General features: G+C 64.1%; 23 protein-coding genes. 9 read left to right on the forward strand and 14 right to left on the reverse strand.

What is annotated here, in order from left to right:
- Positions 1-158 precede the first annotated feature (158 nt).
- The 10 genes from NX05_RS11060 to NX05_RS11105 form a co-directional block, all read right to left on the reverse strand.
- The gene (locus tag NX05_RS11060; RefSeq protein ID WP_039434780.1) at positions 159-1,070 is read right to left on the reverse strand and encodes an endonuclease/exonuclease/phosphatase family protein; all 912 of its coding nucleotides are present in this window, start codon (positions 1,068-1,070) and stop codon (positions 159-161) included.
- A 62-nt stretch (positions 1,071-1,132) separates the two neighbouring features.
- Positions 1,133-4,267: a discoidin domain-containing protein gene (locus NX05_RS11065; protein WP_039434777.1), complete on the reverse strand. Its 3,135-nt coding sequence runs from the start codon at positions 4,265-4,267 to the stop codon at positions 1,133-1,135.
- A gap of 26 nt (positions 4,268-4,293) precedes the next feature.
- Complete coding sequence (locus NX05_RS11070; RefSeq protein WP_039434776.1) at positions 4,294-5,130, reverse strand: carbohydrate ABC transporter permease; 837 nt, start codon at positions 5,128-5,130, stop codon at positions 4,294-4,296.
- Positions 5,127-6,011, reverse strand: coding sequence for a carbohydrate ABC transporter permease (locus NX05_RS11075; protein WP_011347672.1), 885 nt, complete (start codon positions 6,009-6,011; stop codon positions 5,127-5,129). The genes NX05_RS11070 and NX05_RS11075 overlap by 4 nt, the downstream gene beginning before the upstream one ends.
- Positions 6,008-7,378 carry a sugar ABC transporter substrate-binding protein gene (locus NX05_RS11080; protein ID WP_026112471.1) on the reverse strand — a complete coding sequence of 457 codons (1,371 nt, stop codon included), beginning with the start codon at positions 7,376-7,378 and terminating at the stop codon, positions 6,008-6,010. Before NX05_RS11080 ends, NX05_RS11075 begins: the two co-directional genes overlap by 4 nt.
- Before the next feature lie 3 nt (positions 7,379-7,381).
- Positions 7,382-9,001 carry a glucoamylase family protein gene (locus NX05_RS11085; protein WP_017112705.1) on the reverse strand — a complete coding sequence of 540 codons (1,620 nt, stop codon included), beginning with the start codon at positions 8,999-9,001 and terminating at the stop codon, positions 7,382-7,384.
- A 103-nt stretch (positions 9,002-9,104) separates the two neighbouring features.
- Positions 9,105-12,083, reverse strand: coding sequence for a TonB-dependent receptor (locus NX05_RS11090; RefSeq protein WP_039434771.1), 2,979 nt, complete (start codon positions 12,081-12,083; stop codon positions 9,105-9,107).
- A 136-nt stretch (positions 12,084-12,219) separates the two neighbouring features.
- Positions 12,220-13,242 carry a LacI family DNA-binding transcriptional regulator gene (locus tag NX05_RS11095; protein WP_039434767.1) on the reverse strand — a complete coding sequence of 341 codons (1,023 nt, stop codon included), beginning with the start codon at positions 13,240-13,242 and terminating at the stop codon, positions 12,220-12,222.
- A gap of 620 nt (positions 13,243-13,862) precedes the next feature.
- Complete coding sequence (locus NX05_RS11100) at positions 13,863-14,132, reverse strand: BolA family protein (protein ID WP_017122637.1); 270 nt, start codon at positions 14,130-14,132, stop codon at positions 13,863-13,865.
- Entirely contained in the window at positions 14,129-14,428 is a 300-nt protein-coding gene (locus tag NX05_RS11105; protein WP_039434766.1) for a YciI family protein, read from the reverse strand. The genes NX05_RS11100 and NX05_RS11105 overlap by 4 nt, the downstream gene beginning before the upstream one ends.
- Before the next feature lie 369 nt (positions 14,429-14,797).
- Here NX05_RS11105 and NX05_RS11110 point away from each other — a divergent pair, with 369 nt between their 5' ends.
- From NX05_RS11110 to NX05_RS11120, 3 genes are read left to right on the forward strand one after another with little or no spacing between them, the layout of a single operon-like run.
- The gene (locus NX05_RS11110) at positions 14,798-15,703 is read left to right on the forward strand and encodes a segregation and condensation protein A (protein ID WP_010372932.1); all 906 of its coding nucleotides are present in this window, start codon (positions 14,798-14,800) and stop codon (positions 15,701-15,703) included.
- Positions 15,704-15,716: 13 nt separating this feature from the next.
- On the forward strand, positions 15,717-16,931 hold the full coding sequence (scpB, locus tag NX05_RS11115; protein WP_039434760.1) for an SMC-Scp complex subunit ScpB: 1,215 nt from the start codon (positions 15,717-15,719) through the stop codon (positions 16,929-16,931).
- Complete coding sequence (locus NX05_RS11120; protein WP_039434757.1) at positions 16,924-18,579, forward strand: pseudouridine synthase; 1,656 nt, start codon at positions 16,924-16,926, stop codon at positions 18,577-18,579. The genes scpB and NX05_RS11120 overlap by 8 nt, the downstream gene beginning before the upstream one ends.
- A 204-nt stretch (positions 18,580-18,783) precedes the next feature.
- Here the strand turns inward: NX05_RS11120 and NX05_RS11125 are convergent, their stop codons facing one another.
- On the reverse strand, positions 18,784-19,221 hold the full coding sequence (locus tag NX05_RS11125; RefSeq protein ID WP_010372925.1) for a hypothetical protein: 438 nt from the start codon (positions 19,219-19,221) through the stop codon (positions 18,784-18,786).
- Positions 19,222-19,384: 163 nt separating this feature from the next.
- Here NX05_RS11125 and NX05_RS11130 point away from each other — a divergent pair, with 163 nt between their 5' ends.
- Positions 19,385-20,155 carry a glutaminyl-peptide cyclotransferase gene (locus NX05_RS11130; protein ID WP_304382030.1) on the forward strand — a complete coding sequence of 257 codons (771 nt, stop codon included), beginning with the start codon at positions 19,385-19,387 and terminating at the stop codon, positions 20,153-20,155.
- Between the two features lie 79 nt (positions 20,156-20,234).
- Here NX05_RS11130 and NX05_RS11135 read toward each other — a convergent pair whose 3' ends face one another.
- From NX05_RS11135 to NX05_RS11140, 3 genes are all read right to left on the reverse strand, one after another.
- Positions 20,235-21,047, reverse strand: coding sequence for an amidohydrolase (locus NX05_RS11135; protein ID WP_039434754.1), 813 nt, complete (start codon positions 21,045-21,047; stop codon positions 20,235-20,237).
- 62 nt (positions 21,048-21,109) lie between these two features.
- Entirely contained in the window at positions 21,110-21,397 is a 288-nt protein-coding gene (locus NX05_RS22395) for a hypothetical protein (RefSeq protein WP_230597738.1), read from the reverse strand.
- Positions 21,398-21,414: 17 nt separating this feature from the next.
- Positions 21,415-22,563 carry a pyridoxal phosphate-dependent aminotransferase gene (locus NX05_RS11140; protein ID WP_039434752.1) on the reverse strand — a complete coding sequence of 383 codons (1,149 nt, stop codon included), beginning with the start codon at positions 22,561-22,563 and terminating at the stop codon, positions 21,415-21,417.
- Positions 22,564-22,790: 227 nt separating this feature from the next.
- On the opposite strand from NX05_RS11140, the gene ccmA reads away from it, so the two are divergent.
- The 5 genes from ccmA to ccmE all read left to right on the forward strand — a co-directional run bounded on the left by ccmA (position 22,791) and on the right by ccmE (position 25,608).
- The gene (gene ccmA, locus NX05_RS11145) at positions 22,791-23,435 is read left to right on the forward strand and encodes a heme ABC exporter ATP-binding protein CcmA (protein WP_039434749.1); all 645 of its coding nucleotides are present in this window, start codon (positions 22,791-22,793) and stop codon (positions 23,433-23,435) included.
- Positions 23,432-24,127 (forward strand): heme exporter protein CcmB, encoded by a 696-nt coding sequence (ccmB, locus tag NX05_RS11150; protein ID WP_039434747.1) that lies wholly within the window; start codon positions 23,432-23,434, stop codon positions 24,125-24,127. Before ccmA ends, ccmB begins: the two co-directional genes overlap by 4 nt.
- 94 nt (positions 24,128-24,221) lie before the next feature.
- The gene (locus NX05_RS11155) at positions 24,222-24,974 is read left to right on the forward strand and encodes a heme ABC transporter permease (RefSeq protein WP_039434744.1); all 753 of its coding nucleotides are present in this window, start codon (positions 24,222-24,224) and stop codon (positions 24,972-24,974) included.
- Positions 24,971-25,141, forward strand: a complete 171-nt coding sequence (gene ccmD, locus NX05_RS11160) for a heme exporter protein CcmD (protein WP_039434741.1) — start codon at positions 24,971-24,973, stop codon at positions 25,139-25,141. The genes NX05_RS11155 and ccmD overlap by 4 nt, the downstream gene beginning before the upstream one ends.
- Complete coding sequence (gene ccmE, locus NX05_RS11165; protein WP_039434738.1) at positions 25,138-25,608, forward strand: cytochrome c maturation protein CcmE; 471 nt, start codon at positions 25,138-25,140, stop codon at positions 25,606-25,608. The genes ccmD and ccmE overlap by 4 nt, the downstream gene beginning before the upstream one ends.
- Positions 25,609-25,750: the final 142 nt, after the last annotated feature.

Raw genomic sequence — 25,750 nt, forward strand, 5'->3', positions numbered from 1 at the left:
CGGCGCTCAAACAGCGTCTGCATGCCCGCGGCAAGCACGGCAAGCAGATCGTCTGCGCCGCCATGCGCAAGCTGCTGCATCTGGCCTACGGCGTGCTCAAATCCGGCACTGCATTTGACCCGCACAACGCTCTTGCCAGATAAGGGGCAAGACGGTATCTACGGCATCTGGTGGGTGGGTGGAGGCTCCAGCGCAAGCTGCAGCCGCACCCACACGCCGTAGTGATCCGATGCCCAGCGGCCTTCGGCGTAAGGCGTATCGAACAGGATGCGGGCTTCGCGGGCCAGTAGGCGGTTCTGCTGAAAGAACACGTGGTCGATGCGTGCGGGTTTGTCGAAGACGTGCATGTTCAAGGTGCTAACCGTGTCTTCACTATTGCGATGCACGCTGCCGTAGCTGTCGCCGTAACCCTTGCGTAGCGCTTCCAAATCGAGCGTGTCGGCGGCGGTGTTGAAATCGCCAGCGATCACCACCGGCGCTTGCTCGCTGTTGGAGGCAATGAAGTCGAGTAGATCGGTTACCTGGCGCTTGCGCGTGGCGGTGCCGCGCGCATCGGTGCGTTCGTTGAGATGGGTGACGTAGACGTTGACCGGCTGGCCATCGACGTCCACCTGCAGATGCGCGGCGACGCGGTAATCGTCCAAGGGCTGCAACAAGCGCTGGTGCGTTGCCAACACATTGCGGCGACTCAGCAACGCATTGCCGTAGCGTTTGGGCGCGCCGACCGGATCGACCGAAGCGGAGGTGTAGTCGTAGCCGAGTTTGCGCGCCAGCCAGGCAGCCTGATTTTCCACGCTGCCGCGGCGTTCGATCACTTCCTGCAGCGCAATCACATCCGGCGCCAGTTGCTTGAGCTCTTTGGCGATGTAAGCGCGTCGTGCCGGCCAGTTTTCGCGGTCGTGATGCAGGTTGAGCGTGACCAGGGTCATCTCGCGCGGCGCTGTGCTCGATGGCTTCGCGGCTTGCGCGGCCGGATCGATGGTGCCTCGCTGCACAGCTTCCGAAGGCTGCATGCTCTGAGTGCCCTGCCCGGCCTGCACGCCGGTGGAGCAAAGCAGCAGTGCGAGCAAGGCGACCGGCCATCCCGCACCTCGCCGTGCTGGCGCTGCCCGGGAAAGCCGCCACGCCTGACTCATTGCGTGGCGCGCTCGGCCCGCCGCACCGCGCCAGGCACATCGATTTGCACGTTGGCCGGCAGTTGTTGGATGCGCAGTTCGCCGTTCTGCCACTCGGCCGACTCACCATTGACCGTTGCCTTGCCTGGTGTGCCTTGATACGGCCACGGCAACACCACGCCACCCGGCGGCAGGATCAGCCCAGGCTGCAGCTGCAGCACCAATTGCTTGTCGGTACGTTGCAAGGTGTAGTTGAGGCGCCCGTACGGTGTCCGCAGTTCGGCAATGCCAATCCCCTTGCCCTCGAACCAACGGGTCGGCGTGCCGGCGGCGATGACCAGGCTGGCATCGGATTCGCGGCCGTAGGCGAACATGTCCAGTACCGAGCGCACGAAGTCCGAGGCGACCCAGGCGTGCGGCAGGTCGCCGACGAAAAACGGCGTGCGCGGCGTGCGCGAGACCACTTCGGCCCACTGATTCCACGGCTGCGGTGCGCGGTCCTTGAAGAAGAACGCGGTGGCATCCCAGGCGCGATCGCGCCAGCCCAGGCGCACGAATGCGGCCACGTTGCGCCATTCGTAAGGCGTGTAGTCCTTCCATTCGCGCTTGCCGTCGCGGCGGTCGGTGAACTCTTTCCAGTAGCGCTCGAAGGTGTTGGTCAGCAGATCCTGCGGCAGACGTTGCTGCTCACCGCCCGGGGTCAAGCCAATGGTGGTCGAGGTCGCATCAAAGTCGCCGAGTTCCGCAGAACCCGGCAGGAAATCCAGGTTGTGCTGACGCACGGCCGCACCCAGCGAGGCAATCAGGTCGCCACTGAATTCATCGCGCGCGGTGCTGAACCGTGCGGCGTCTTCTGACTTGTCCAATGCACCGGCCAGCATCACCGCGTCCTTGTAGCCGCGCAGCGCCCAGAAGTTGTCCCAGTACGAATGCACCGGCTTGGCCGAATAGCCTTCGTGGCTGATCGACACCGGCATCATTCCGTAGAAGGCCGGGTTACGCATGAAGTTCTCTTCCGTGCGTTCGCTTGCGCGCAGCTTTTCCATGTAGTCGTAAGCGCCGGTGACATGCGGCCACATCTTTTCCAGGAAGGCCTTGTCGCCGGTGTAGCGGTAGTACTCGGCGATGTTGTAGATCAACTCACCGTGGCTGTCGTTCTCCGGCACCGGGTCACTGCCGCGGTCGTCCACGCAGCACGGCACCATGCCGTCGGCGAATTGATACGGAGCGAACCAGTCCACGTAATCGCGCACCACGTCTTCGCGGCCGAGCCGCAGCAGGCCTTCGGAAATCATGGCGCCGTCGCGGATCCAGCTGCGCGAGTACGAGCGGGTGCCCGGCTGCAAGCGCGGGCCGATACGCGAAATCAACATGTGCGCCAGCGCCGTGCGCAAGGTGTCGACTACCGGCTTGCCTTCGGCCGGCACGCTGATGCGCACGCGATCGAGCTTGCTGCGCCATTGCTGGGCAACCTGCTGCTGCGCTTTGTCGGCATCGAAGCCAGCCGGCAACTGCGCGGTGCCGGTCTGCGGAATGACCAGCGCCACTTCGCGGCGTTGGCCGGGCTCCAGCTTCCAGCGATACAGCAGCACGCCCGAGGCCAGGCCGGTTTCGTCCTTCACCTGTGTCACCGTCGGCGGCGTGGCCGCACTCAGATGGCTGACATCCATGCCGCTGTCGAAGGCACTGGCGAAGCTGGCATCCGGGCGCTGCGCGGCGAACACGCGCGGCTTGCCGTTGACGCTGACCTGGCCGCCATCCATGGCCAGTTGGTCGATGCGGCTGACGCCACCCAGGGTATTGAGGAACTGCGCCGGCGGGTTGACCTGGAACGGACGCACGGCCAACGCCAGGGTGAAATCGCGCGCTTCCTTGCCGGTGTTATGCAGCTGGTAACGCGCGACCAGTTGCGCTTGATCGGGGGTGCCCTGCACGAAGGCAGTGACACGCAGATTCATCAGGTCGTGGTGCCAATCCACGCTGGGAATCGGCAGGTAGTCGTCCTGCAAACTTTGTTCGCTGCTGACATCGGACCAGTGCAGCACCTTGCGGCCGGTGACCACGAACGGTTCGATGCTGAAGCCGCCCTTGCCCACTTCCACCGCGCCATCTTCGCCAATCAGGCCCTGCTCGGTGCCGCCATCCAGACCCAGGATGGTCCAATACGGCTGCTCGCCGGAGAAGCCGCGCGGATAACTGCCACGCGGCAGCTGCGCAGCCAACGACTTGATGAAGTCATTCGGCGTTGCGGCGAATGCCAGCGGCTGCAACTGCACTTCCTTGATGCCGTAGCGCCAGTTGGGGCCGTCCTTGAGATCGAAACGCAGATAGCGCGCTTCGGTATCGGGAAGCGCCAGCCAATCGGTGCCACCGGCGCCGGCAGTGACGGTGCGCAGATCGCGCCAACTGCGTCCGTCGCCGGAAGAGCGCACCACATAGTGCGAAGCCTGCAGACCCGGCACCCACTGCACTATGGCGCCGCCGAATTCGCGCACCTTGCCCAGATCCAGCGTGACCGTCTGTTGCTTGACCGCGCCGCTGAGCCAAAAGGTGTCCGGCTTGCCGTCGGCCAGGCGTTGCTCCAGCGCAGGCGCAGTGTCGGTAATGGCCTTGGCCTGCAGCGGTGAGGTGTCTTCTGGCGGCAGCGGCGTCAGCGTCAGGCGGTCGAAGCACACCGTGCCCTTGCCGCCGACCTTGTTGTAGATGGTGAATTCCACATCCGCGCTGCTGCGCAGCTGCTTGTCCTGGCCCGGTCCCCAGGCTTTTTCGATGTTGCGCTTGCGGTAGCTGAAAGTGGTCCAGTTCTTGGGGAAGGCAAAGCCGGGGCGGTTGACCCACCAAACATTGTCGCCGCTGGCATCGATCAACTTGAGCTGCAGATCGTTGGACGGCGAGTCGCCGCGTAGCGTGAAGCCAAGCCGGTAATTGTCCGGGTACTCGACGGGCAAATTGCGGCGGATGCCCACGTAGCCGGACACGCCGTTGAAGTTGTAATCCAGACACAGCGCATGCCCACCGGAGGGCGTTGCCACCGGGCGCAGCGAACCGCTGACCTGATTGGACACCACCAGGCGCCAGGCGCCGACGTCGTTGAAGCCGTCGAGCACGCGCTCCTGCGCCTGCGCCGCGCCCGCGGCGGCAATGGCGGTCATGGCAAACAGTCGCAGGAACACTCGCCTCACCCCTTCACACTCCCCAGCAGAAGACCTTGGATGTAGTAGCGCTGCAGCGCCAGGAACAATAGCAGCACCGGAATCACCGTCACCACGGCGCCGGCCATCATCAATTCCACGTCCATGATGTGCTCGCGCGACAGCGCCGCCAGCGCCACCGGCAAGGTGTATTGCTCCTGGTCGGTCAGCACGATCAGCGGCCACATGAAGTCGTTCCACGAGCCCATGAAGGTAAAGATGGTCAAGGTAACCAGCACCGGCTTGAGCATCGGCAGCACAATCTGGAAGAAGATGCGCATCTCGCTGGCGCCGTCGATGCGCGCGGCTTCGATCAGTTCATCCGGAATGCTGCGCGCGTACTGACGCACCAGAAAGATGCCGAACACCGTGGCCAACGCCGGCACCACCACCCCGCCGATGTTGTTGACCAGATGCAACTGCTTCATCAGCAGGAACAGCGGCAGCATCGCCACCTGCGCCGGGATCACCAGCGCCGCCATCAGGATCTTGAAGATGCGCTCGCGGCCGACGAACTGCAGTTTGGCAAACGCATAACCGGCCATGGTGTTGATCAGCAACGAACCGAGCGTGATCAACCCGGACACCAGCAGGCTGTTGGCGAAGTTGCGCGCCATGCCGATGCGTGCAAACAACTCGTGGTAGTTGGCCATGGTGAATGCCGAAGGCAGCATCGGCGGCGGGAAGCGACTGGCTTCGCCGGTGGGCATGAACGACACCGACAGCATCCATAGCAGCGGCGCCAGGCTGATCAACGCCAGCACCAGCAGGCCGCCGTTGATCAGCACGGCATTCCAGCGCGATTCGCCAACATCACGGCTCATATCAGGTCCTTCTTGCGGCCAAAGCGCAGCATCACGGTGGTCACCGCCAGAATGATCAGGAACAACAGGAACGCCACTGCCGATGCGCGGCCGAGGTTCCACCACTTGAAGCCTTCTTCGAACATGAAATACAGCACGCTGACGGTGCTTTGCAGCGGGTCGCCGCGGGTCATCACATAGGGCTCGGCGAACAGCTGGAAATAGCCGGAAATGGTGATGACACCGACCACCATCAGCACCGGGCCAAGCATCGGCAGGGTGATATGCAGGAACTGCTTCCAACGCGAAGCGCCGTCGATGCGCGCGGCCTCATACAAATCTTGCGGGATCGCCTGCAGCCCGGCCAGGAAGATCACCATGTTGTAGCCGAAGTTCTTCCATACCGCGAACAGCATGATGGTGGGCATCGCCCAGCGCGGATCGCCCAGCCAGTCGATCGGGGCGATCCCCAAGTGGCTCAGGCCGAAGTTCACCAGGCCGTATTTGATATGGAACAGGTAGCGCCAGATCACCGCCACTGCCACTAGCGTGGTCACCACCGGTGCGAACAAGGCGGTGCGGAACAGCGCCTTGAAGCGTGAGGCCTTGGCGTTGAGCAGCAGGGCCGCGCCCAGCGACACGCCGATCGACATCGGCACGCCCAGCAACACGAAGTAGGTGGTATTCCACAGCGACTTCCAGAACAGCGGCGTCTGCAGCAGGTCGATGTAGTTGCCCAGGCCGACAAAGCGCAGATGGCTGCTGTCGGCCAGTGCGTAGAGGTCGAAGTCGGTGACGCTGAGCACCAGCGCGGCGAACACCGGCACGCCGAAGAACATGCCCAGCACCATGATCGACGGCGCGGCGAACACCCAGCCGGCGACGGAATTACGCTTCATCATCGTGCGGCTCCCTGGTCCGCGGCAGCGGCAGGCGCGGCGGTGTTTGCAGCAGCCGGCTTGGTTGCCGGCGTGGCCGTCTCAGCGGCCGGGCCAACATGCCCGCCCTCCTGCTCGAAGATCCAGCGGCGCTTGGCCAAAATTTCGTCCACACGTTTATCCAGTTCCTGCACGGCGGCTTCGTGCGATTGGCCACCACGCACCACGCGCTCGGTCACCAGACGCATTTCCTGCACGATGCGCTCCCACTCCAACACCTTGGGCGTGGCCTTGACCCGCTCCAGCTGGTCGCCGAAGGCATGCGCCAATTCGTCGTTGGCCAGCGAAGGCAACTTCCAGGTACTGCGACGCGGCGGCAGGTCGCCGATGATGGCGTGGAAACGCGCCTGCACCTGCGGCTGCGAGAGATATTCGATCAGCTTCCAGCTGGCGTCCTTCTGCTGCGACGACTTGAAGATCACCAGGCTGGAGCCACCGGCAATGCCGGCACCCAGGCCATTGGGGCCCGGCAACGGCGCGGTGCCCCACTTGCCTTCCATGCCCGGCGGCTGGCGCAGCTTGAACTCGCGCACGTTCCAGGGGCCGGACAGATAGAACGCGTAATAGCCGTTGAAGAATTCGTACCAGACATTGGACACCTGGGTTTCGGAGACCTTCGGCGCCCAGCCCTTTTGATACATGTTGTCGTAGAAGCCCAGTGCCTTGCGGAAGCCAGCGCCACGGAAGTTGCCGTAGTTGTCGTGGTCGCGCAGCAGGCGGTCGTCCTGCTGCAGCGCGAACGACAGTTGCTGCTCGAATTCGTTGAGCGGCATCAAGATAGCGAATCGGTCCGGGCCGACCTTGCGCTTGATCGCGGCCATCACCCGTTCCATCTCGGCCCAGGTTTTGGGCATTTCGCTGTAGCCGGCCTCGCGCAGTAAGTCCTTGCGATAGAACAGCAGGCGCGTGTCCACATACCACGGCACGCCGTACAGCGTGCCATCGACTAGATTGGTGTCCCACACGCCGGGGAAATAATCGGCCTGGTCGACGATCCTGGAGCGCGCCACATATGGCTGCATCGGCTCCAGCGTGTCCAACAACGCGAATTCCGGCAGCCAGGTGTTACCGAGCTGGCACACATCCGGCAGGCCATCGGCGGCGAAGGCGGTGAGCAGTTTTTCGTGCGCGGCGGTCATCGGGATGTTTTGCACATCCACGTGGATGGTGGGGTTCTGCTTTTCGAAGTCGGCCACCAGCTCGGAGACCACTTCGGCCTCCTTGCCCATCGCCCAGAAACGCACGGTGGTCTTGCCCGGATCGGAGCGTTCGCATCCCGCCACACCTGCACACAGGGCGGCGGCCAATATCAACAGTTTCAAAAGGCGCACGGATTACTCGGGTTTTTGGCGTTGCGAGGGGTCTTGTTGGGCCTGGGCGGCGGCGGCACGCGACTCGGCCATGCCCAGCGAGCGCGCAGCGGCCTTCTGCTCATCCTTCTGCGGCGCCGGCTGCGGCTCGCCTTCCGGGGTGAGCCAGCCGCCGGTGAAGCCGGCGCGTTCCAGACCGGCGCGGATGTAGGGGTTCTTCTTCATGACGTTCCAGACGAATTCGTTCTGGTAGTTAGCAATCATCGCCAGGATCGGGCCCTGGTCGATGGCGATGTAGTCGCTGGCCACCCAGCCACGGTCCGGCACCATGCGCCCGGTCTTGAGCGGGATGTCGTAGTTGAAGCTGGGGTTGAACGAATCCAGGAAGCCATAGCTGGAATACAGGAAATCGCCGTAGCGCTTGTGCATTTCCTCGGTGGCCGGGATGACTACTTCCGGGGCGAACACGATCGAGGAGATGGCCGCCGACGGCACGATGGTGCCGTCGTCGAAGTTCTCGCGCAGGCCGGCGCCGCGTGAGGAGTAATGGCGGAACTGGCGCTGCTCGCCCCGGTATTCCTGGCTGGTGTTCTGCGGACCGTCGCCGGCGGTGAGTCCCCAGACGTTTTCGCCGTAGTCCTTCCACTTCATCGGGTTGTCGATGGCGTAGTCGCGCTGCGCCAACGTAGCGCGGCGGCTGTTGAGGAAGTAGTCGATGCCGCGTTCGCGCATGTACTGGTCCTGGATGTCGCGAAAATCGATCCAGACATGGCTGTATTGGTGGCCGAACAACGGGCCGAACGATAGGTATTCCTGGCCTTGGTAAACGCCCCAGTCGTTGTTGTAGGTGCGGGTCCAGCTGGTCCAGGCGTCCGGGTCGACGCCATGGGTGGGCGAGCCCAGCGCGAGGAGGTACAGCATCATCGCCTCGTTGTAGCCCATCCAGTCGTGGTTGATGAAGCCGCTTTCGGGGAACCAGCCCATCGAGATCAGCGGCGCACGCTGTTGCAGCCAGCGCCAGTCCACGCGCTTGTACAGCGTGTCGGCGATCTGGCGGATCTCCTTTTCGCGCGGGTCATCGCCGTCGTAATACGACTGGGTGAACAGCACGCCCATCATCAGCAGTGCGGTGTCCACGCTCGACAGCTCAACCCAGCTGTCGTAACGGTTGCCCTTCTGCATGTCCAGAAAATGGTAGTAGAAGCCTTTGTAGCCGGCTCGACCGGTCTTCTGCGGGCCCATCGGCGCATCGCGGAAGAATTTCAGTGTGGTCAAGGTGCGGTCGATCGCCTGATTGCGACTGACCCACCCGTTTTCGATGCCGATCGGATACGCGGTGAGCGCAAATCCAACCGACGCAATGCTGGCGAACGGGCGCGACGGAAACCGATCCGGCGCCAGTCCGTTGAGTTCGTTGGTGGTGTCCCAGAAAAACTGGAACGTGCGGCGTTCAATATCCGAAAACAGCGGCGGCAGCGGCGGTTTGACCGGCTTGGGGGGCAGCTGCGCCTCGACCAGGATGACTTTTACCGGCGCCTTCTTTTCGGCCACCTTGGGTTCCTCGGCTTGCTTGCACGACGCCAACACCAGCGCGCCCAGCAAGAGTGGAATCGTCAACCATCGCGACGTGTTACCCCTGTCCATCCGCCCCCCACTTGTGTAATCGATTACATCTCGCACGCAAACCTACCCTATCCAGGCGCCGAGTACGACCGCCCGGGCATGGCAGCCAGGGCGGTCGTGCACCTCACCAGTTCAGGCCAAAGGCCAGACGGAAGGTGCGCATCGGCGACGCCAGCACACCGGTCGGTGTGCCGTAAGCCGTATTCAAGTCCTGCAACGTTCCGGTATCGCCATTGAAGGTGGCGTAATTCACCCAATTGAACACGTTGAGGATATCCGCACGCACATTGAATTTGACACCACCGCCGGTGTCCCATTCTTTATTCGCGGCAATGCTGAATTCCTTGTAGCCAAGCGTGCCATCCGGCTTGAACTGGATGATCTCGCACTGGTCGTTGCCGGCAAGGCAATTCTGGCCGTAGCGTGCGGTCTGGCTGGCCAGCGACAGCTTGCCGGACAGCTTGATCTCGTACGGCAGCTCGTAGATGCCGGTGACCACCAGGCGGTTCTTCGGAATGCCGCCAGCCTCACGCCAGCCGTAGTCCTGGATGCGTTCGCGGTCCAGGGCGTAGTGCTCGCCGAACTGGCGGTTTTCCTTTGCATCGGAATAGGTATAGGCCACGGTCAGGCCCCAGCCGGATTCTTCGTCGAAGGGTTTTTCCACCTGCAACGCGAGCTGGTTGTTGCGGGTCTCTACACCGTTGGTGCCCAGCACGATGGCGCTGTAGCCGTCCGGGCCGTCGGTCGGCGCGCCGGAGGTGGTGCCCGGCTGGAAGAACGACCCGTCCGGCAAGCGGTTGCCGCGCACGAAGGCAAAACCGTCATGGCTCTCGATGCGGCTCAGGGTCACATCGGTAAACCAGTCCTGGCCCCACAACGGCACCATGTTGCGCATGCCGATGCTGAATTGATCGGAGTACGGGGTCTTGAGGTTGTTATCGATCAGGTAGACCTCACGTCCGCCACCGCCCGTGCTGTTGGCGGTAAGCGTGTTCAGGCCCTCCTGGCTGTTGTAAGCCGGATTCCAGGCCGTGCATGGGTCGCCGAGGCAGGCACCGTTGTTGGCGCTGGTGAAGTAGTAGCTATACGACTTGAAGGAGTTGTTGAGCTGCTCCAGTGCCAGGTAATCGAAGATGTTGCGGTCGTACGCACGGCCGGCGCCACCATAGATCACGTGCGCCTGATCGCCGAACAGGTCGTACGAAGCGCCCAGACGCGGCTGCCAGGCATTCTTGAACGCCTTGCGGTTGTTGCCGGTGCTGATGAAGTCGTTGATGTTGTAGTTGGCGTTGCGCAGGTTGGGCCAGTTCTGCAGCGCGCTGGCGACATCCGAGGGGGTGACGAAATCCAGGAAAGCCGGGGTTTCTTCGTAGTCGTAGCGCACGCCCAGGTTCAAGGTCCAGTGCTCGTTGACCTCCCAATCGTCCTGCAGGTAGATGCCGTACTGCTTGTTCTTGGACACAACCGAGCCGCCACCTTCCACCAGCGGCGCACCGAAGCGCACGCGGTACGGCGTTTCGACGTCGGTGAGGATGTTGTAGTAGTACTGCGGGTTGGCCGGGTTGAACTGGGTCGAATCCAGGTCGATGCTCTTGAACTTCACGCCCATCTTGACGGTGTGCGCGCCATGCCATTCCAGGCTGTTCAAGGTGAGGTCGTCCTGGAACGTCCAGCCCTTCTGCCCCTTGCGCTGAAAGCTGCTGCCGGCGCCCGCCGCCAGGATGTCGGTTTCGTTGCCGCGCACCGGTGCGTAGCTGAGGATGTAGCCATTGCCGTTGTTGATCGGCGCCTGGTTCCAGAACGCGCTTTCGTAGCTCAGGTTGGCTTCGTTGAGGAAGCTGGCGCCGCTGTACTGCCAACGCAGGTTGGCGCGCTTTTCTTCCTGGCCGTTGATGCTGCCGTGCTCGTAGGTCGAGGTCTGGCCGACGTCGTTGAGCTCGTCTTCCTTGCGGTACTTGCCGGTCAGCTCGAACAGGCTGTTCTCGCCAATGGTCCAGTCGATCTTGCCGAAATACAGGTCTTCCTTGAATGGCGTGCTGGAGGTCACCACCAGCGGCTGCAACTGCGCCGGCAGTTGGTCGACGCGGTCGGAGTAGATTGAGCCGGGAATCACCACGTTCGGGGTGGTGTATTCCTTTGCTTCATAGGCAATGAAGAAGTGTGCCTTGTCCTTGAGGATCGGGCCGCTGAAGGTGGCGCCGTACTGGGTTTCTTCGAAGTCGTCGCGCACGCCGGCCTTCTTCTCCAGCGGGCTTTCTTCGCGCCAGCTGTCGTTGCTGGTGTCCCAGAAGAAGCTGCCGTGGAAGTCGTTGGTGCCGGACTTGGACGAGGCCACGATGGCCGCGCCGCTGACCTGGTCGAACTCGGCCTTGTAGTTGGAGGTGATGACCTTGTATTCGCCGATCGCCGACTGCGGGAACGGGTTGCCGCGGCTGGAATCCTGGCCGCTCACGCCGCCGGTCAGCACGTAGTTCTTCTGGCTCACGCCGTCGATGTAGACGTTGGTGCCTTCGGCCGAGGTGGCGCCGGTGCGCACCTTGGTGGTGCCGTTGGCCTCGCGGGTGAACTGCACGTTCGGCACGGTGTCGGCCAGTTCCAGGAAGTTGCGCGTGGCACGCGGCAGGTTCTGGATCTGCACGTTGGAAATGTAGGTGGCGTTCTCGGAGGTGCGCGTCTCGACCAGCACCGGCGGCGCCTTCACCTGCACCGCGTCCAGCGTGGTGGCGTTACCACCCGCGGCCGTGGCCGGCTCGCCGCCGACGCCCAGGTTCAAGGTCGCCGTCTGGCCGACCTGCACGGTGACGTTCTGCGAGCTGGTCTGGCCATTAGCGGTGACATCGATACGGTAGGAACCCGGCGGCAGACCGCCCACCGAATAGCCGCCGTTGCTGACCTGCACGGTGCGGGTCAGGCCGGTGGCCAGATTGGTGGCGGTGACCTGCGCCTGGGCGGCAGGTGCGGCATCGACGGTGACCTGGCCGCGGATGGTCGCAGCGGTGCTCTGTGCGAAAGCAGGTGCGGCGCCGAGCAGCAGGCAGCTGGCAAGCGCACAGCTGAGCAGCTTGCGCGCCGGACGGGCGGAATGGGGGTGGTGGTGGCGCATGGTCGTCCCTCCAGGGATCGGTACAGATTGTTGTTGTGTTAGTGCAGTGGTGCGGGAACAGCCGCTGCGGGGGCAGCGGGAGCGGACAGAACGTCCGCGAAAGGGTCGGCAGCCTGAAAACGTAGGGCCGGAGAAGTTATTGACCAGCTTCGCCAGCAGCGCAGGAGGCGCGGATCACCAGCTCGGGCGTAAGCAATTGACGGACGCCGTCGTCGCGGTCGGGCGTTTCAACCAGGCGCATCAGCCGGGTCATCGCCTGCTCGCCCAGCCGCGCGATGCTCACGCGCATGGTGGTCAGCGCCGGGTGGACGAACCGGGCCAGCGGAATGTCGTCGAACCCGGCCAGCGCCACGTCGCCGGGCACCGAGACATCGGCCTGGGCGAACGCGTACAGGCAACCCAGCGCGGCCATGTCGTTGGCGGCGAAGACCGCATCCGGCAATGCACCGTCAGCCAGCATCGCCAGCCCGGCGCGGTGGCCGGAGGCTTCATCGAAGTCGCCCGGGTACTCCACGCCCTGCGCCTGCGCGCCAAACGCAGCGAGCGCATCGCGGAAGCCGCGCAGGCGTTCGCGCGCATCGAAGTTCAACGCCGGGCCACCGATAAAGGCGATGCGGCGGTGCCCGGCCCGCAGCAGATGCTCGGTCATGGCCATGGCACCGGCGTGGTCGTCGATGCTCAGTACCGGGTAGTCGGCACCGGGCAGGTGTGCATTGATCAGCACCGTTGGCAGCGACTGCGGCAGGTTGTCGGTGAGAAATCCCGGCTGCTCGGCATACGGCGACAGCACCAGCAGGCCATCGACGCGCCCGCGCATTGAGCGCAGCGCCCTGCCCTGAGCTTCCGGATCGCCGTGATAGCTGGAAACCAGCAAGTGCTGGCCGGCCGCACGCGCTGCGCCATCGATGCCCCGAATCAATTCGGAAAAGAACTCGCCGTACAGATCCGGCAGCACCACGCCAAGGGTCTGGGAGCGCCGGCTGCTCAGGCTGCGCGCGGCCGCATGCGGGCTGTAACGCAAACGCTCGGCCACTTCCAGCACCTGCTGGCGTACCGGCGCGGCGACGTTGTCGTGCCCATTGAGCGCACGCGACACCGTTGCCACGGAGACCTGTGCTTCCCGAGCGACATCTTTGATGGTGACCGCACCCTTGGCCATTCGTGTCGCCCTCCGCGACCGACTTCCCAAAACTGGCGCGGACTGTAAGCGTTTTCATACAGAGGCGTAAACCCCTATCTTCACACCCATGAAAACGCTTACAGATCAAGCAACTACAAGTGATCAACTTGTGAAAGAATGTGTTGCGACGCAACAAATATACCCCAACGAGTCCACAAATGAAGAAAGACGCGGGTCACGGTTGTGTACGGCGCGCTTGGCACGCTGCTGGATGCGCCACCTGATGTGCTTGGTCAAGAGGCTCAACTGACGGTCCTCGGCCGAACTACGGCGCGTGCTCAGACGACACCGCTGCATTACCCCTATTCAGAAAGCTTGCTCGATGCCCGCGTGCTTTGGCTGCGACGAGGCTTGTCAGCGCGAGCACATCCAACTTGATCGAGTCAGCGTGTGATCCTCTTGACCCTGCCCACTTCAGAGCGGCCGCCAGCCTGACGACGCAAAACATGCTCCATGGACGTCGGGCCTTGTCGCTCAACGCAGTGTTCGCGTGCAAGAGCGGCCACGGGCGCGAAAGGCCTAATCGTGCATCCCGCCGCGCGCAGGAGCGCTCTTGGCAACAGCAGGCGATAAAGCGAAAGCGCCTGCTCCGCGCCTGCCTACCCAGCCTCGCCCGGCGCCAAAGCCTCGATCGACAACGCATGGATATCGGTCTGCATCATCTCGCCCACCGCTGCGTAGACCGCGCGGTGCCGAGCCAATGGCGGCTTGCCGGCAAAGGCGGTGCTGACCACGCGCACATTGAAATGCCCACGCCCGTCGCGCGCGCCGGCATGGCCGGCATGCCGGGCGCTGTCGTCCACCACATCGAGTTCGGTCGGTGCCAGCGCGGCCTGCAATGCCGCACGGATCTGCTCGACCCGGCTCATGGCAGCACCCGGCGGAACGGCCGGACCTCGGTGCGCGTATACACGCCAGCTTCCACATACGGATCGGCATCGGCCCAGGCACGCGCGTCTTCCAGTGCGTCGAATTCGGCAATCACCACGCTGCCGCTGAAACCGGCCGGGCCCGGATCTTCGGCATCGATGGCCGGGCATGGGCCAGCCACCAGCAACCGCCCCGCGGCCGTGAGCGCCTGCAAACGGGCCAGATGGGCCGGCCGCGCCTGCTGCCGTGCGGCCAATGCGTCCGCCCGGTCATACCCTTCGATTATGTACCACACACGCCACCTCGCCTCAGACTGGAAGATCAACCCGCAGATTCTAGCCGCGTCGGCGCTGGACACCGCCCCCGCGCACGCATTACCCTTGGCAGCACTGCACACGCAACCGGACGCAGCGGCCCGTCGGCCCAGGCTCAACGCTCTTCTCGACGGCCGATTCGCTGCCCACCGCCGGCTCGCGTAGACGACCTCCTCAGCTGTTCCGTCGCCGCATGCCACGCGGCGCCCCTGCTTGCATGTCGATTGGCGTATGTAAATTTGTGGGATCGTGCCTGCACAAGCACGATATTGATCGCAATAACTCAAGGCAAAGCCCTGCAGGCGCGGCTCAGACCGCGGCCGGCGACCGTAAGACCCGATGTCGACCTGATGAATTCCGAACTCGCGCACGTCGCGACTCCGCCAGCCACGAGCGCGCCGCCACAGCAGCAGGAAATGCCGCTGGCGGTGGTGCATGGGCAACCGGTGCTGCAGATCCCGCAGGATCTGTATATCCCGCCGGACGCTCTGGAAGTCATCCTGGATGCCTTCGAAGGTCCGCTGGACTTGCTGCTGTACCTGATACGCCGTCAGAACCTGGACATCCTGGATATTCCCGTCGCCGAGATCACCCGGCAGTACGTGGACTACATTAATGTGATGCAGGAGCTGCGCTTCGAACTGGCCGCCGAATACCTGGTGATGGCCGCGATCCTGGCCGAGATCAAATCGCGCATGCTGTTACCGCGCCCGCCGAGCCAGGATGGCGAAGAAGACGATCCGCGTGCCGAACTGGTCCGCCGGCTGCAGGAATACGAACGCTTCAAGCAGGCCGCCGAGGATCTGGACACCCTGCCCCGCATGGGCCGCGACAGCGCGCCGGTGCAGGCGCATCTGCCCGAGCGCGCGGCGGTCAAGCTGCCGCCGCCGGTGGAATTGAAAGAAATGCTGATGGCACTGTACGACGTGCTCAAGCGCGCCGAGCTGTTTACCGGCCATGCGATCAAGCGCGAGGCACTGAGTGTGCGTCAGCGCATGGGCGATGTGCTGAGCCGCCTGGACGATGGCAAGTTCTACCGTTTCGAATCGCTGTTCACTGCCGAAGAAGGCAAGCTCGGCGTACTGGTCACCTTCCTGGCGCTGCTTGAATTGGCCAAGGAGCAGCTGCTGGATATTGTGCAGGAAGCGCCGCTGGCGCCGATCTACGTGAAGTCGCTGGCGTTGGGCAATACCAATGCGCCGTTGCAATTCTCCAGCGAATTCGACGACAGCGATGCCGCCAACGAACCCCTCTGAAGCCGATCACCGAATGGATCAAGCGCTGATCACCCGCATTATCGAAGCAGCCCTGCTGGCGAGCAGCCAGCCGTTGACGCTGGCGCAGCTGCAGGGCTTGTTTCCGGAAGAAGAACCGGCGCCGCCCGGCAGCGTGGAGCGCGCACTGGAATTGCTGCGCGAGGCCTGCGCCGAGCGTGGCGTGGAACTGGTCGAGGTGGCCTCCGGTTTCCGCTTTCAGGTCAAGGCCGACGTGCATGGCTGGGTCGCCCGGCTGTGGACCGAGCGCCGCACCAAGTACACCCGCGCCACGCTGGAGACCCTGGCGCTGATCGCTTACCGCCAGCCGATCACCCGCGGCGAGATCGAGCAGGTGCGCGGCGTGGCGGTCAGCAGCAACATCATCCAGGCGCTGGAAGAACGCGAGTGGATCCGCGTGGTGGGCCACCGCGACGTGCCCGGCAAGCCGGCCCTGTTCGGTACCACCAAAGGCTTTCTGGATTACTTCGGGCTCAAGCGATTGGATGAGCTGCCGCCATTGTCTGAATTGAAGGACATCGCCGAGCTGGAACCGCAGCTGCCGCTAGACCGCGATGGGCAGCTGGATTGCGCAGTGCCGGCCTCGGCGGCGATGGATGCGGCGCAGGGTCAAGCCGATGCGGCTGATGCTGAAGGCGCTGGTACGGCTGCAGCGGCTGACGAAGCAGGTGCTGATACTGCGAGCGCCGATGCAGACGCCAACGCTGGCGCCAAGGCCGAGCCCGACGACAGCAACAGCGGCAGCAGCGATTCGCAAGATGGTTCGGAAGCGGACGAGGCCGATGCCTCGGCGACTCCGGCCGGCAACATCGACCCAGCGAGCGGTCACCAGAACAACGCCGAACCCGATCCTGAAAGTGAAACCGACATCGACACCGATGCCGACCAGCACACGCAGGAACCCGCCAGCGATGCCGGGTTAGACCAGCAAGACCACGATCTGGACAATGCAATCGACACTGAAGCGGCCGACGCAGTGAGCGAGCAGACACCGCAGCACCCCGAGCATGGCTCGGCGCACGACCAGAACACGCAATACCCAGATGACGCCCGTGAGGGCGACCCCGACACCGCGCCGGGAACGCGCGCGGATGCAGTGAACGAAGACGAAGACAACGCCGTCGCGACGACGACCGTGGCTGTTGACGAAGCCGATTCCGACCCAGAGGCCGACCCAAAACGCGTCGGCCGGAGCCAGACACATGAGTGACACCCCCCGCAAGCTGTCGTTGAACAAGCTTTCCCTCAAGCGCGACAGCGCGACAGAAGCCCCCAAGCTGGAAGAGCGCCTGCACAAGGTGCTGGCTCAGGCCGGCCTGGGTTCGCGCCGCGCGCTGGAACAGCGCATTGCCGATGGCCTGATCAAGGTCAATGGCGCTGTTGCGCAGACCGGCATGTCGGTGCGCAGCGGCGACAAGATCGAGCTGGACGGCCGCAGCTTCGTGGCCAGCGCACTGACCGAACCCTCGCGCGTGCTGATCTATAACAAGCCCGAAGGCGAAGTGACCACACGCGAAGATCCCGAAGGCCGCCCGACCGTGTTCGAGTCGCTGCCGGCATTGAAGGGCTCGCGCTGGATCGCGATCGGCCGCCTGGACATCAACACCACCGGCCTGTTGCTGTTAACCACCGACGGTGAGTTGGCCAACGCGATGATGCACCCCTCCTACGAGGTCGAACGCGAATACGTGGTGCGCGTGCGCGCCCCGGAAGGCGAAGAAAAGGTCTCAGACGCCATCATCGAGCGCCTGTCGCGCGGCGTGCTGCTGGAAGACGGCGGCGCCAAGTTCGACGAGATCGAACGCATCGGCGGCACCGATTCGCACGACTGGTTCCGCGTGGTGGTCAAGGAAGGCCGCAACCGCGAAGTACGCCGCCTGTGGGAATCGCAGGGTTGCCAGGTCAGCCGCCTCAAGCGCAGCCGCTACGGCAAGATTTCGCTGCCGCGCGAACTACTGCGTGGGCAGTCGGTGGAAGTGGCGCAGGAAAAGGTCGACGCCTTGCGCGCCGAACTCAAGCTGGAAGAAGGCGCACCTTCGGCGCTGACGCTGCAGCCGGTGATCGGCCAGCGCCGCGCCGCCAAGTCCACCGTGCACGTCTCGCGCGATGGCCGCAGCAATGCCTACGTCAACGGCCACACCTCCGGCGCCGATGAAGGCCGCGAGCTGCGTCGTTTCGACAACCTGCGCGAAGATCGCGGCCGCGGCGGTCGCGGCAAGCCGGGCGGTTTCAAGGGTGGCCTGACGGTCAGCGGCGAAGCAGCGGCCCGGCAGTCGCAGCAGCGCCCGTTCAAGCAGCGTGGCCCGGCCAAGGGCGACCGCGGCGCCTTGCCGGACGGCAACCCCGCCGCGTTCCGCAGCTGGTATGTGCCCGATGGCGTGAGCACCGGCCCGAGCGGTCACCGCAATGCCGGGCCGAGCGGCCCGGGCACCGGCCAGGCACGCCCGTATGCGAAGAAAGGTCCGGGCGGCGCGCGTCCGGGGACTGGCGGTCCTGGTGGCGCCCGCTCGGGTGGTGCGGGGCGCAGCGGTGCCGGTGGTGGCGGGCAAGGTCAGTCGCAGGGTCAAGGCCAGGGGCAGCGCAAGCACCCGTATGGTCACCCGGGCAATGCACCGAGCTTCCCCTCGGATCACGCCAACCCGGGTTTCAGCCCGTACGGCGCGGTCCCTCCTGCTGGCCGCCCAAGCGGCGGCCGTCCGGGTCCGGGTGGTAACCGCGGTCCGGCATCTGCCAACCGTGGCCCCGGTGGTCCGGGTGGTGGCGCACGCGGCCCAGGTGGCGCACCGCGCGGCCCGGGCGGTCGCCCGCCGGGCGGCGGCAATCGTCGTCCCCCCGGTGGCGGTAATCGCGGTCGCTGAGTTGCGACGCGCGCATTTAAAAAAACGGCCCTGCGAAGGGCCGTTTTTGTGGTGCTGGGGGCGGATTGCAGATCTAGGAGATGGCCCAGCATCGCCATTGCGTCTTGCGAGGCCGACGTGCACCAACTTCAAATACCTCTTCAGCCAGCCGCTCATCCCGTCCTGCAGTGCTCGATCACTGAGCGCTGCTGCCGGATCACACGCTTACTTACGACGTTCGATCACGAAATTGCCGACCGCAACGCCCAGATCCACGCCCTCGCCCGTGCCTGCCAGCGCCAACGAGATATCGCCCTTGGTCACGACCTGGGCGGTGCTGGATTTGACCACGCCGGCATGCGCTTCGGCCGCGGCGTAGGTACCGAACAGATCGTTGAGGCTGTAGGCGCCGGAGAACGTGCCACGGCCGCCGACGATCTTGGACTTGCCGACGGTCAGGCCGCCGCCCTTGCTGGAAATCTTGACCGGGATGACCGCACCGTTATCGCACTTGATGGTGCCGGTGCCGCTGGCGGTCTTGTAGAACACCGACCAGCCGGACAAGTTGAATGACAGCTGGCAATCGATGTTGCCGGCGGCCTGCGCCTGCGGAGCCAGCGTGGCGGCGCCAAGCAGCGCCAACAGCGAAAGTGACTTGATCATATGAGCAGTGCCAGTGGTGGACATGGCGCGAGACTAGCAGCGCCGATGTGGCAGCCGCGACAAGGTCCAAGCGCGGCGCACGCGTTTGTTCAGCGAAGCCTTACCTGGCTTTGACATGGCGGCAGCGCTGCCACCTGCAGCCACGACGTGGGATGATCGCGACATGCCACTCACCAATTACATCCTGCTCTTCAGCGCCCTGCTGCTGCCCTCGCTCGCCCACTGCGGCGAGACGATTCCCACCCAGGGCTATACCGTCGTCAGGAGCTATCCACACGACACCGCCGCCTTTACCGAAGGCCTGTTCTATCTCGACGGGCATCTATACGAGAGCACCGGCGAGTTGGGCCAGTCCAGTGTGCGCAAGGTCGACCTGGACACCGGCAAGGTCCTGCAGCAGGCCAACACGCCGCCGCCGTTCTATGGCGAAGGCATCGTTGCCTGGAAGGACCGCCTGATCCAACTGACCTGGCGCAATCAGCGCGGCTTCGTTTACGACCTGGCCACGCTGGCACCGCGCACGCAGTTCAGCTATTCCGGCGAGGGCTGGGCGCTCACCAGCGACAACCGCCAGCTCTACATGAGCGATGGCACCGCCAGCATCCGCCGGCTGGATCCACAAAGCCTGAAACAAATCGGCAGCATCAAGGTCACCGCCCGCGGCAAGCCGCTGGACAACCTCAACGAGCTGGAATGGGTGAAGGGCGAGCTGCTGGCGAACGTCTGGCTGACCACGCGCATCGCACGGATCGACCCGGCCAGCGGCAAAGTTATCGCCTGGATCGACCTCAAGGCACTGGTGCCAGATCCCGACACGTTGACCGACCCCACCAACGACGTGCTCAACGGCATCGCCTACGACGCCGAGCACGATCGCTTGTTCGTTACAGGCAAGCGCTGGCCGAAGATCTACCAGATCAAGTTGGCTCAGTAGCCGGGATTGGGGATTGGGGATGAGTAACAGCGGATGGGCTGGCGTTTGCGCGGCAGTGGCGTGTACCAATCCCGAATCACTACTCCCTAATCTCGAACTGATCGGCATCCAGCATTGCCGGGAAGCGGGCGCGGTGTTCGGCCAGTGCAGTGGCGCTGATAGTGGTGGTGACAACCTGCTCGCGTTCGCGGATTTCCACCTGCGGCTGGCCAAGGAAATCGATCACTGCGCTGTCGCCGGCGTAATGCAGCTGATTGCCGTCCACGCCAATCCGGTTGACTGCGGCCACGAAGCACAGGTTTTCGATCGCGCGTGCGCGCAGCAGCGTCTTCCACGCATAGGCGCGTGCGGACGGCCAGTTGGCCACGAAGAGTTGCAGATCGAAATCCAGCTGCCCCGGGCGTTCCACATCGAAGCGGTTGCGGCAGAACACCGGAAAACGCAGGTCGTAGCAAACCTGCGGATTGATCCACCAGCCCTTCCATTCCACCGTCAGCCGCTCGCGCCCGGCCGCGTAGCGCAGATGCTCGTTGCCGAAGCGGAACAGGTGGCGCTTGTCGTAATACTGCAGTGCCCCGTCGGGCGTGGCCCAGAGCAGCCGATTGAACACACCTTCCTCAGCGCGCAACTGCACGCTACCGGTGACCGCCGCACCCAGGCGTGCGGCTTGCGCGCGCACCCACTCCACGGTCGGCCCGTCCATGCCTTCGGCCTTGTCGATGGCGTCGTTGGAGAACCCGCTGGTAAAGGTCTCCGGCAGGATCACCAGATCGGTCTGCCCGGCCAATGGCTCCAGCAGCGCACCGTAATACGCGCGGTTAGCGGCCGGGTCGTGCCAGCGGGTATTGCCTTGGATCAGCGAAACTCTCAAATCCTGCGTGACGTGTGTCATGCCCAACGTACTCCGATGCAAAGCGTGCCAACCAGGCACAGCAACCATAATGTGGGTGTCACTCAGGGCAGATGGCGAACCAAGCGATTGGCGGTGGTAAGCCGCTCCTCGGATACAGCCAGATAGCGTGCCACATAGCGATCTCTTCGGAACGGCACCACGCCGAAATCCATCCCCACGCGCTGACCTCGGTCAACGAGTCCAGTCATGTCATGACATGGCAATAAAAAAGCGCGCTGTCGACGACACCGCTGGCGAACGCCAATCCGAACGTAATCCCAAAGTAGGTTGCGGTGATTGACATCAACGTGATCCTTTGTGCGCGACGGCTGCAGCTTGCGAACCGTCATTTATCGATTCAATCGCATTACAACCGCTGCAACCGCTCGATCGCGGCATCCAATGTCGCATCGTTCTTGGCAAAGCACAGCCGCGCCAGACGCTGACCAGCCGGTGCATTTTCATAGAACGGCGACAACGGGATCGCCGCTACGCCCTTCTCCACCGTCAGCCATTTCACGAATTCGGTATCCGGCAGATCGCTGATGGCTGAGTAGTCCACTAGCTGGAAGTACCCGCCGGGCACGGGTAGCGGCTTCAACCGGGTGGTCAGCAACTGTTCGCGGAAACGGTCGCGCTTGGCCTGGTAGAACGTGCAGAGTTGCTCGTCGTGCTGGGGTTCGTCGCGGATCATCGCGGCGAAGGCGTGCTGAGCCGGGCCGAAGCTGGTGAAGGTGTTGTACTGATGTACTTTGCGGAATTCGGCCGTGAGCGCGGGCGGCGCGATGGCGTAGCCAATCTTCCAGCCGGTGCAGTGGTAGGTCTTGCCGAAGCTGGAAATCACGAACGCGCGTTCGCGCAGTTCTGGCCAGCGCAATACCGATTCGTGCCGGCGACCGTCGAATACGATGTGCTCGTACACCTCATCCGACAGCAGAAAGATCTCGGTGCCGCGTAGCAGTTCGGTCAGCATCTGCATGTCGTCGGCCGAGAGCATCGCGCCGGACGGGTTATGCGGCGAGTTGATCATCAACAGCCGCGTTTCCGGCGTGATCGCGGCGCGCAGCGCATCCCAGTCGACTGCGAAGGTCTGAGGGTGCAGCGCCACGTGCACCGCACGTGCGCCGGCCAGATCGATCGCCGGCTCGTAGCAGTCGTAGGCCGGGTCCAGCACGATGACCTCTTCGCCGGCGCGCACGACCGCGTGGATGGCGTTGAAGATCGCCTCGGTGGCACCGCTGGTGACGGTGATTTCGGTGTCGACATCGACCTGCGCGCCATAGCAGCGCTGCGCCTTGCCGCCGATGGCCTGGCGCAATGTCGCCACGCCGGTCATCGGTGGGTACTGGTTGTGACCGGCCGCCATGGCCTTGGTCAGTTCGTCGACCAGCCGCTGCGGCACCGCGAAATCGGGAAAGCCCTGGCCCAGATTGACCGCGCCGTGCTCGGCCGCCAGCTGCGACATGACGGTGAAGATGGTGGTGCCCACCTTGGGCAGCTTGGTCGTGAGGGGCATGGCGCCTGTCCGGACAAGAAACGAGGGACCGCGAGTGTACGCAAAGCCGCCAGGCGGTTGCGCCGGGACACTGCAAAACAGCGTTCCCGACCCATCACGGTGCCCGCCACGCTGCCGCGCACGTCCCCGACATGCCACCATCGTCGCTACAATGCGCGCCCGGTCCGGTGCGTCCCCCTGCCCCGGTTCTTCCCCATGCCGTCCTGTGACGTGAGCCTGCTGCACCGATGATCGAACCGCTGCACACCGCGCCGCCGCTGCTGGCAGCGCACGCCCTGGCTTTCAGCCGCAACGAGGAGCCGGTGTTCGGCCCGCTGGATTTCCACGTCGATGCCGGCGAAGCGTTGTTGGTGCAAGGCGACAACGGCGCCGGCAAGACCACGCTGCTGCGCGTATTGGCCGGCTTGTTACATGTGGAGCGCGGGCAGATCCAGATCGACGGCAAGACCGCCAAGCGCAGCGACCGCAGCCGCTTCATGGCCTACCTGGGCCACCTGCCCGGCCTGAAGGCCGACCTCAGCACGCTGGAGAACCTGCATTTTCTGTGCGGTCTGCATGGCCGCCGCGCCAAGCAGATGCCCGGCAGTGCGCTGGCCATCGTCGGCCTGGCCGGTTACGAGGATGCGTTGGTGCGGCAGTTGTCGGCCGGCCAACGCAAGCGGCTGGCGCTGGCACGGCTGTGGCTGTCGCCAGCGCCGCTGTGGTTGCTGGACGAGCCCTACGCCAATCTGGATCTGGACGGCATCACCCTGGTCAACCGGATGATCTCCGCGCATCTGCGCGGCGGTGGTGCGGCGCTGGTCACCACTCACGGCGCCTATGCGGCGCCACCGGTGCGCACCCGCATGCTGACGCTGGAGGCTGCCGCATGAGCGCGCATTCGCCCCAACCGTCGCTATGGCAGGCAGCCCGCGCGTTGCTGGCGCGCGACCTGCAACTGCTGTGGCGTCGCCGCAGCGATGCCTTGCAGCCGGCGCTGTTTGCGCTGCTGATCGTCGTGCTATTTGCGTTGGGCCTGGGCGGACGCCCGGACCTGCTGGCACAGGCCGCGCCAGCGGTGTTGTGGCTGTCGGTGTTGCTTGCCGGCCTGCTGTCGCTGGACGCCCTGTTCCGCAGCGATGTCGAAGACGGCTCGATGGAGCAATGGCTGCTCGCGCCGGTGCCGTTGGCCTGGTTGATCGCAGTGCGCGTGCTGCTGCATTGGGCAACCAGTGCGTTGCCACTGATTGCAGTCACGCCGCTGCTGGGCGAATTGCTGCACCTGCCGCATGACCAATTGCCGGTGCTGCTGGCATCGTTGGCACTGGGAACACCGCTTCTGAGTCTGCTCGGCGCCGTGGTCGCGGCACTGACGGTGACGATGAAACGCTCTGGTATTCTCGTGGCGTTGCTGGCGTTGCCGCTGTACGTGCCGGTGCTGGTGTTCGGTGCCGGCAGTGTGGCGGCCAGCGGGCAAGGACAGGATGCAGTGGGTGCGTTGTTGTTGTTGGGCGCCGGACTGGTGATCGGCGTGGTCCTGGCACCGCTGGCTGCAGCGGCCGCGATCCGCATTTCGTTGAGTTGAGCGCTGCAGTCGATGCATTGTCGATAGCACGCCCCGCACAACGCGTTGTTGCTGTTTCGAGAGCCAATGCCATTCCAAAGGCTACTGCCATCGCATGAACGTCGTCGTCCGCTGGTTCCACCAACTCGCATCGCCCCCGATCTTCGACCGTTTTACTGCGCGCTGGGCGCCTTGGTGCTATGCGCTGGCCGCGTTGTTGCTGGGTGTGGGCATCTGGCAAGCCTTGTTTGCGGTACCGGCGGATTACCAGCAAGGCGACAGCTTCCGCATTCTCTACATCCATGTGCCGAGTGCGTGGATGAGCCTGTTCGTGTTCGGGCTGATGGCGCTGTATGCGGCCATCGCGCTGATCTGGCGCATTAAAATCTGCGAAATACTGGCGATGGCATGCGCGCCGATCGGTGCGGCATTCACCGTGATCACCCTGCTGACCGGAAGCATCTGGGGCAAGCCAATGTGGGGCGCCTGGTGGGATTGGGACCCGCGCCTGACCACCGAATTGATTCTGCTGTTTCTGTATCTGGGCGTGATCGGCCTGTATCACGCCATCGACGATCGTCGTCAGGCCGCACGCGCGGCGTCATTGCTGGCCATCGTCGGGGTGGCGCTGCTGCCGGTGATCCGCTATTCGGTGGTGTGGTGGAATTCGCTGCATCAGGGCCAGAGCATTCGCTTGCTCGGCCCGTCGACGATCGATGCCAGCATGCTGCTGCCGCTTTGGTTGATGGTGATCGGCACCAAGTTCTGGTTTGCCGGTTCGCTGCTGACGCGCGCACGCGCCGACAACCTGCGTCGCGAAGCCGGCAAGGCCTGGATCGTGCGCGACGCGCCGGAGGGAGCGACATGAGCTACCTGCCCTACGTCATCGCCGCCTATGCGGTGTTCGTGCTGGTGCTGCTGTGGGACCTGATCGCCGGCCGTTGGCAGGTGCGTCGCGCATTGAAGACCGCCAAGGCGCGCCGCCTACGTGAGCGCAAGCGCGCGGTGCCCAGCAATGCGGAGTTGATCCGGTGAACCCGCAACGTCGCCGCCGCCTGTGGCTGGTGCTGGCGTTGGTGCTGGCCGGCGGGCTGGCAACCACGCTGGTGGCGATGGCCTTGCAGCGCAATGTAGCCTATCTCTACACGCCGTCGGAAGTGCTGCGTGGCGACGCCGGCGAGCATTCCCGTTTCCGGCTCGGCGGCATGGTCGAAAAAGGCTCGTTCAAACGCGCGTCCGGCTCGTTGGAAGCGCACTTCCGCGTCACCGATGGCGATGCCCAGTTGCCCGTGAGTTACGACCGCATCCTGCCGGACCTGTTTCGCGAGGGGCAGGCGGTGGTGGCCACTGGCCGCATGCAGCACGGTGTCTTCGTCGCCGAAGATGTGCTGGCCAAGCACGACGAAACCTACATGCCAAAGGAAGTTGCCGACAAGATGGGCAGCGCGCATCGCAAGCACGATGTCCCGGCCGCAGCGGACCAAGCTGGAGAGCTGCATTGATGGCGTGTGTCAGGACGTCGGCATTCCTTCAGAAGGCTGGCTTGCGCGGTGGCTGCATGACTGACAACGTCATTGTGCCTACGCAAGCCCGTACAAATGCTGCAGGGATGAAGCCTCTGCAGTGCGCCCGCCATCGTGGCGC

This window comes from Xanthomonas vasicola (assembly GCF_000772705.2).
GTDB classification, from domain to species: Bacteria; Pseudomonadota; Gammaproteobacteria; order Xanthomonadales; family Xanthomonadaceae; genus Xanthomonas; species Xanthomonas vasicola.

What these genes read in the sequence shown, in the direction of transcription:
- NX05_RS11110 (WP_010372932.1), top strand. Translation starts at nt 14,798, where the DNA reads ATGAATTCCGAACTCGCGCACGTCGCGACTCCGCCAGCCACGAGCGCG.
- NX05_RS11085 (WP_017112705.1), bottom strand. Translation starts at nt 9,001, where the DNA reads ATGGACAGGGGTAACACGTCGCGATGGTTGACGATTCCACTCTTGCTG.
- NX05_RS11095 (WP_039434767.1), bottom strand. Translation starts at nt 13,242, where the DNA reads ATGGCCAAGGGTGCGGTCACCATCAAAGATGTCGCTCGGGAAGCACAG.
- ccmA (WP_039434749.1), top strand. Translation starts at nt 22,791, where the DNA reads ATGATCGAACCGCTGCACACCGCGCCGCCGCTGCTGGCAGCGCACGCC.
- NX05_RS11125 (WP_010372925.1), bottom strand. Translation starts at nt 19,221, where the DNA reads ATGATCAAGTCACTTTCGCTGTTGGCGCTGCTTGGCGCCGCCACGCTG.
- NX05_RS11070 (WP_039434776.1), bottom strand. Translation starts at nt 5,130, where the DNA reads ATGAGCCGTGATGTTGGCGAATCGCGCTGGAATGCCGTGCTGATCAAC.
- ccmD (WP_039434741.1), top strand. Translation starts at nt 24,971, where the DNA reads ATGAGCTACCTGCCCTACGTCATCGCCGCCTATGCGGTGTTCGTGCTG.
- NX05_RS11120 (WP_039434757.1), top strand. Translation starts at nt 16,924, where the DNA reads ATGAGTGACACCCCCCGCAAGCTGTCGTTGAACAAGCTTTCCCTCAAG.
- NX05_RS11140 (WP_039434752.1), bottom strand. Translation starts at nt 22,563, where the DNA reads ATGCCCCTCACGACCAAGCTGCCCAAGGTGGGCACCACCATCTTCACC.
- NX05_RS11100 (WP_017122637.1), bottom strand. Translation starts at nt 14,132, where the DNA reads ATGAGCCGGGTCGAGCAGATCCGTGCGGCATTGCAGGCCGCGCTGGCA.
- NX05_RS11135 (WP_039434754.1), bottom strand. Translation starts at nt 21,047, where the DNA reads ATGACACACGTCACGCAGGATTTGAGAGTTTCGCTGATCCAAGGCAAT.
- scpB (WP_039434760.1), top strand. Translation starts at nt 15,717, where the DNA reads ATGGATCAAGCGCTGATCACCCGCATTATCGAAGCAGCCCTGCTGGCG.
- NX05_RS11155 (WP_039434744.1), top strand. Translation starts at nt 24,222, where the DNA reads ATGAACGTCGTCGTCCGCTGGTTCCACCAACTCGCATCGCCCCCGATC.
- NX05_RS11130 (WP_304382030.1), top strand. Translation starts at nt 19,385, where the DNA reads ATGCCACTCACCAATTACATCCTGCTCTTCAGCGCCCTGCTGCTGCCC.
- NX05_RS22395 (WP_230597738.1), bottom strand. Translation starts at nt 21,397, where the DNA reads ATGACGGTTCGCAAGCTGCAGCCGTCGCGCACAAAGGATCACGTTGAT.
- NX05_RS11065 (WP_039434777.1), bottom strand. Translation starts at nt 4,267, where the DNA reads ATGACCGCCATTGCCGCCGCGGGCGCGGCGCAGGCGCAGGAGCGCGTG.
- NX05_RS11075 (WP_011347672.1), bottom strand. Translation starts at nt 6,011, where the DNA reads ATGATGAAGCGTAATTCCGTCGCCGGCTGGGTGTTCGCCGCGCCGTCG.
- ccmB (WP_039434747.1), top strand. Translation starts at nt 23,432, where the DNA reads ATGAGCGCGCATTCGCCCCAACCGTCGCTATGGCAGGCAGCCCGCGCG.
- NX05_RS11090 (WP_039434771.1), bottom strand. Translation starts at nt 12,083, where the DNA reads ATGCGCCACCACCACCCCCATTCCGCCCGTCCGGCGCGCAAGCTGCTC.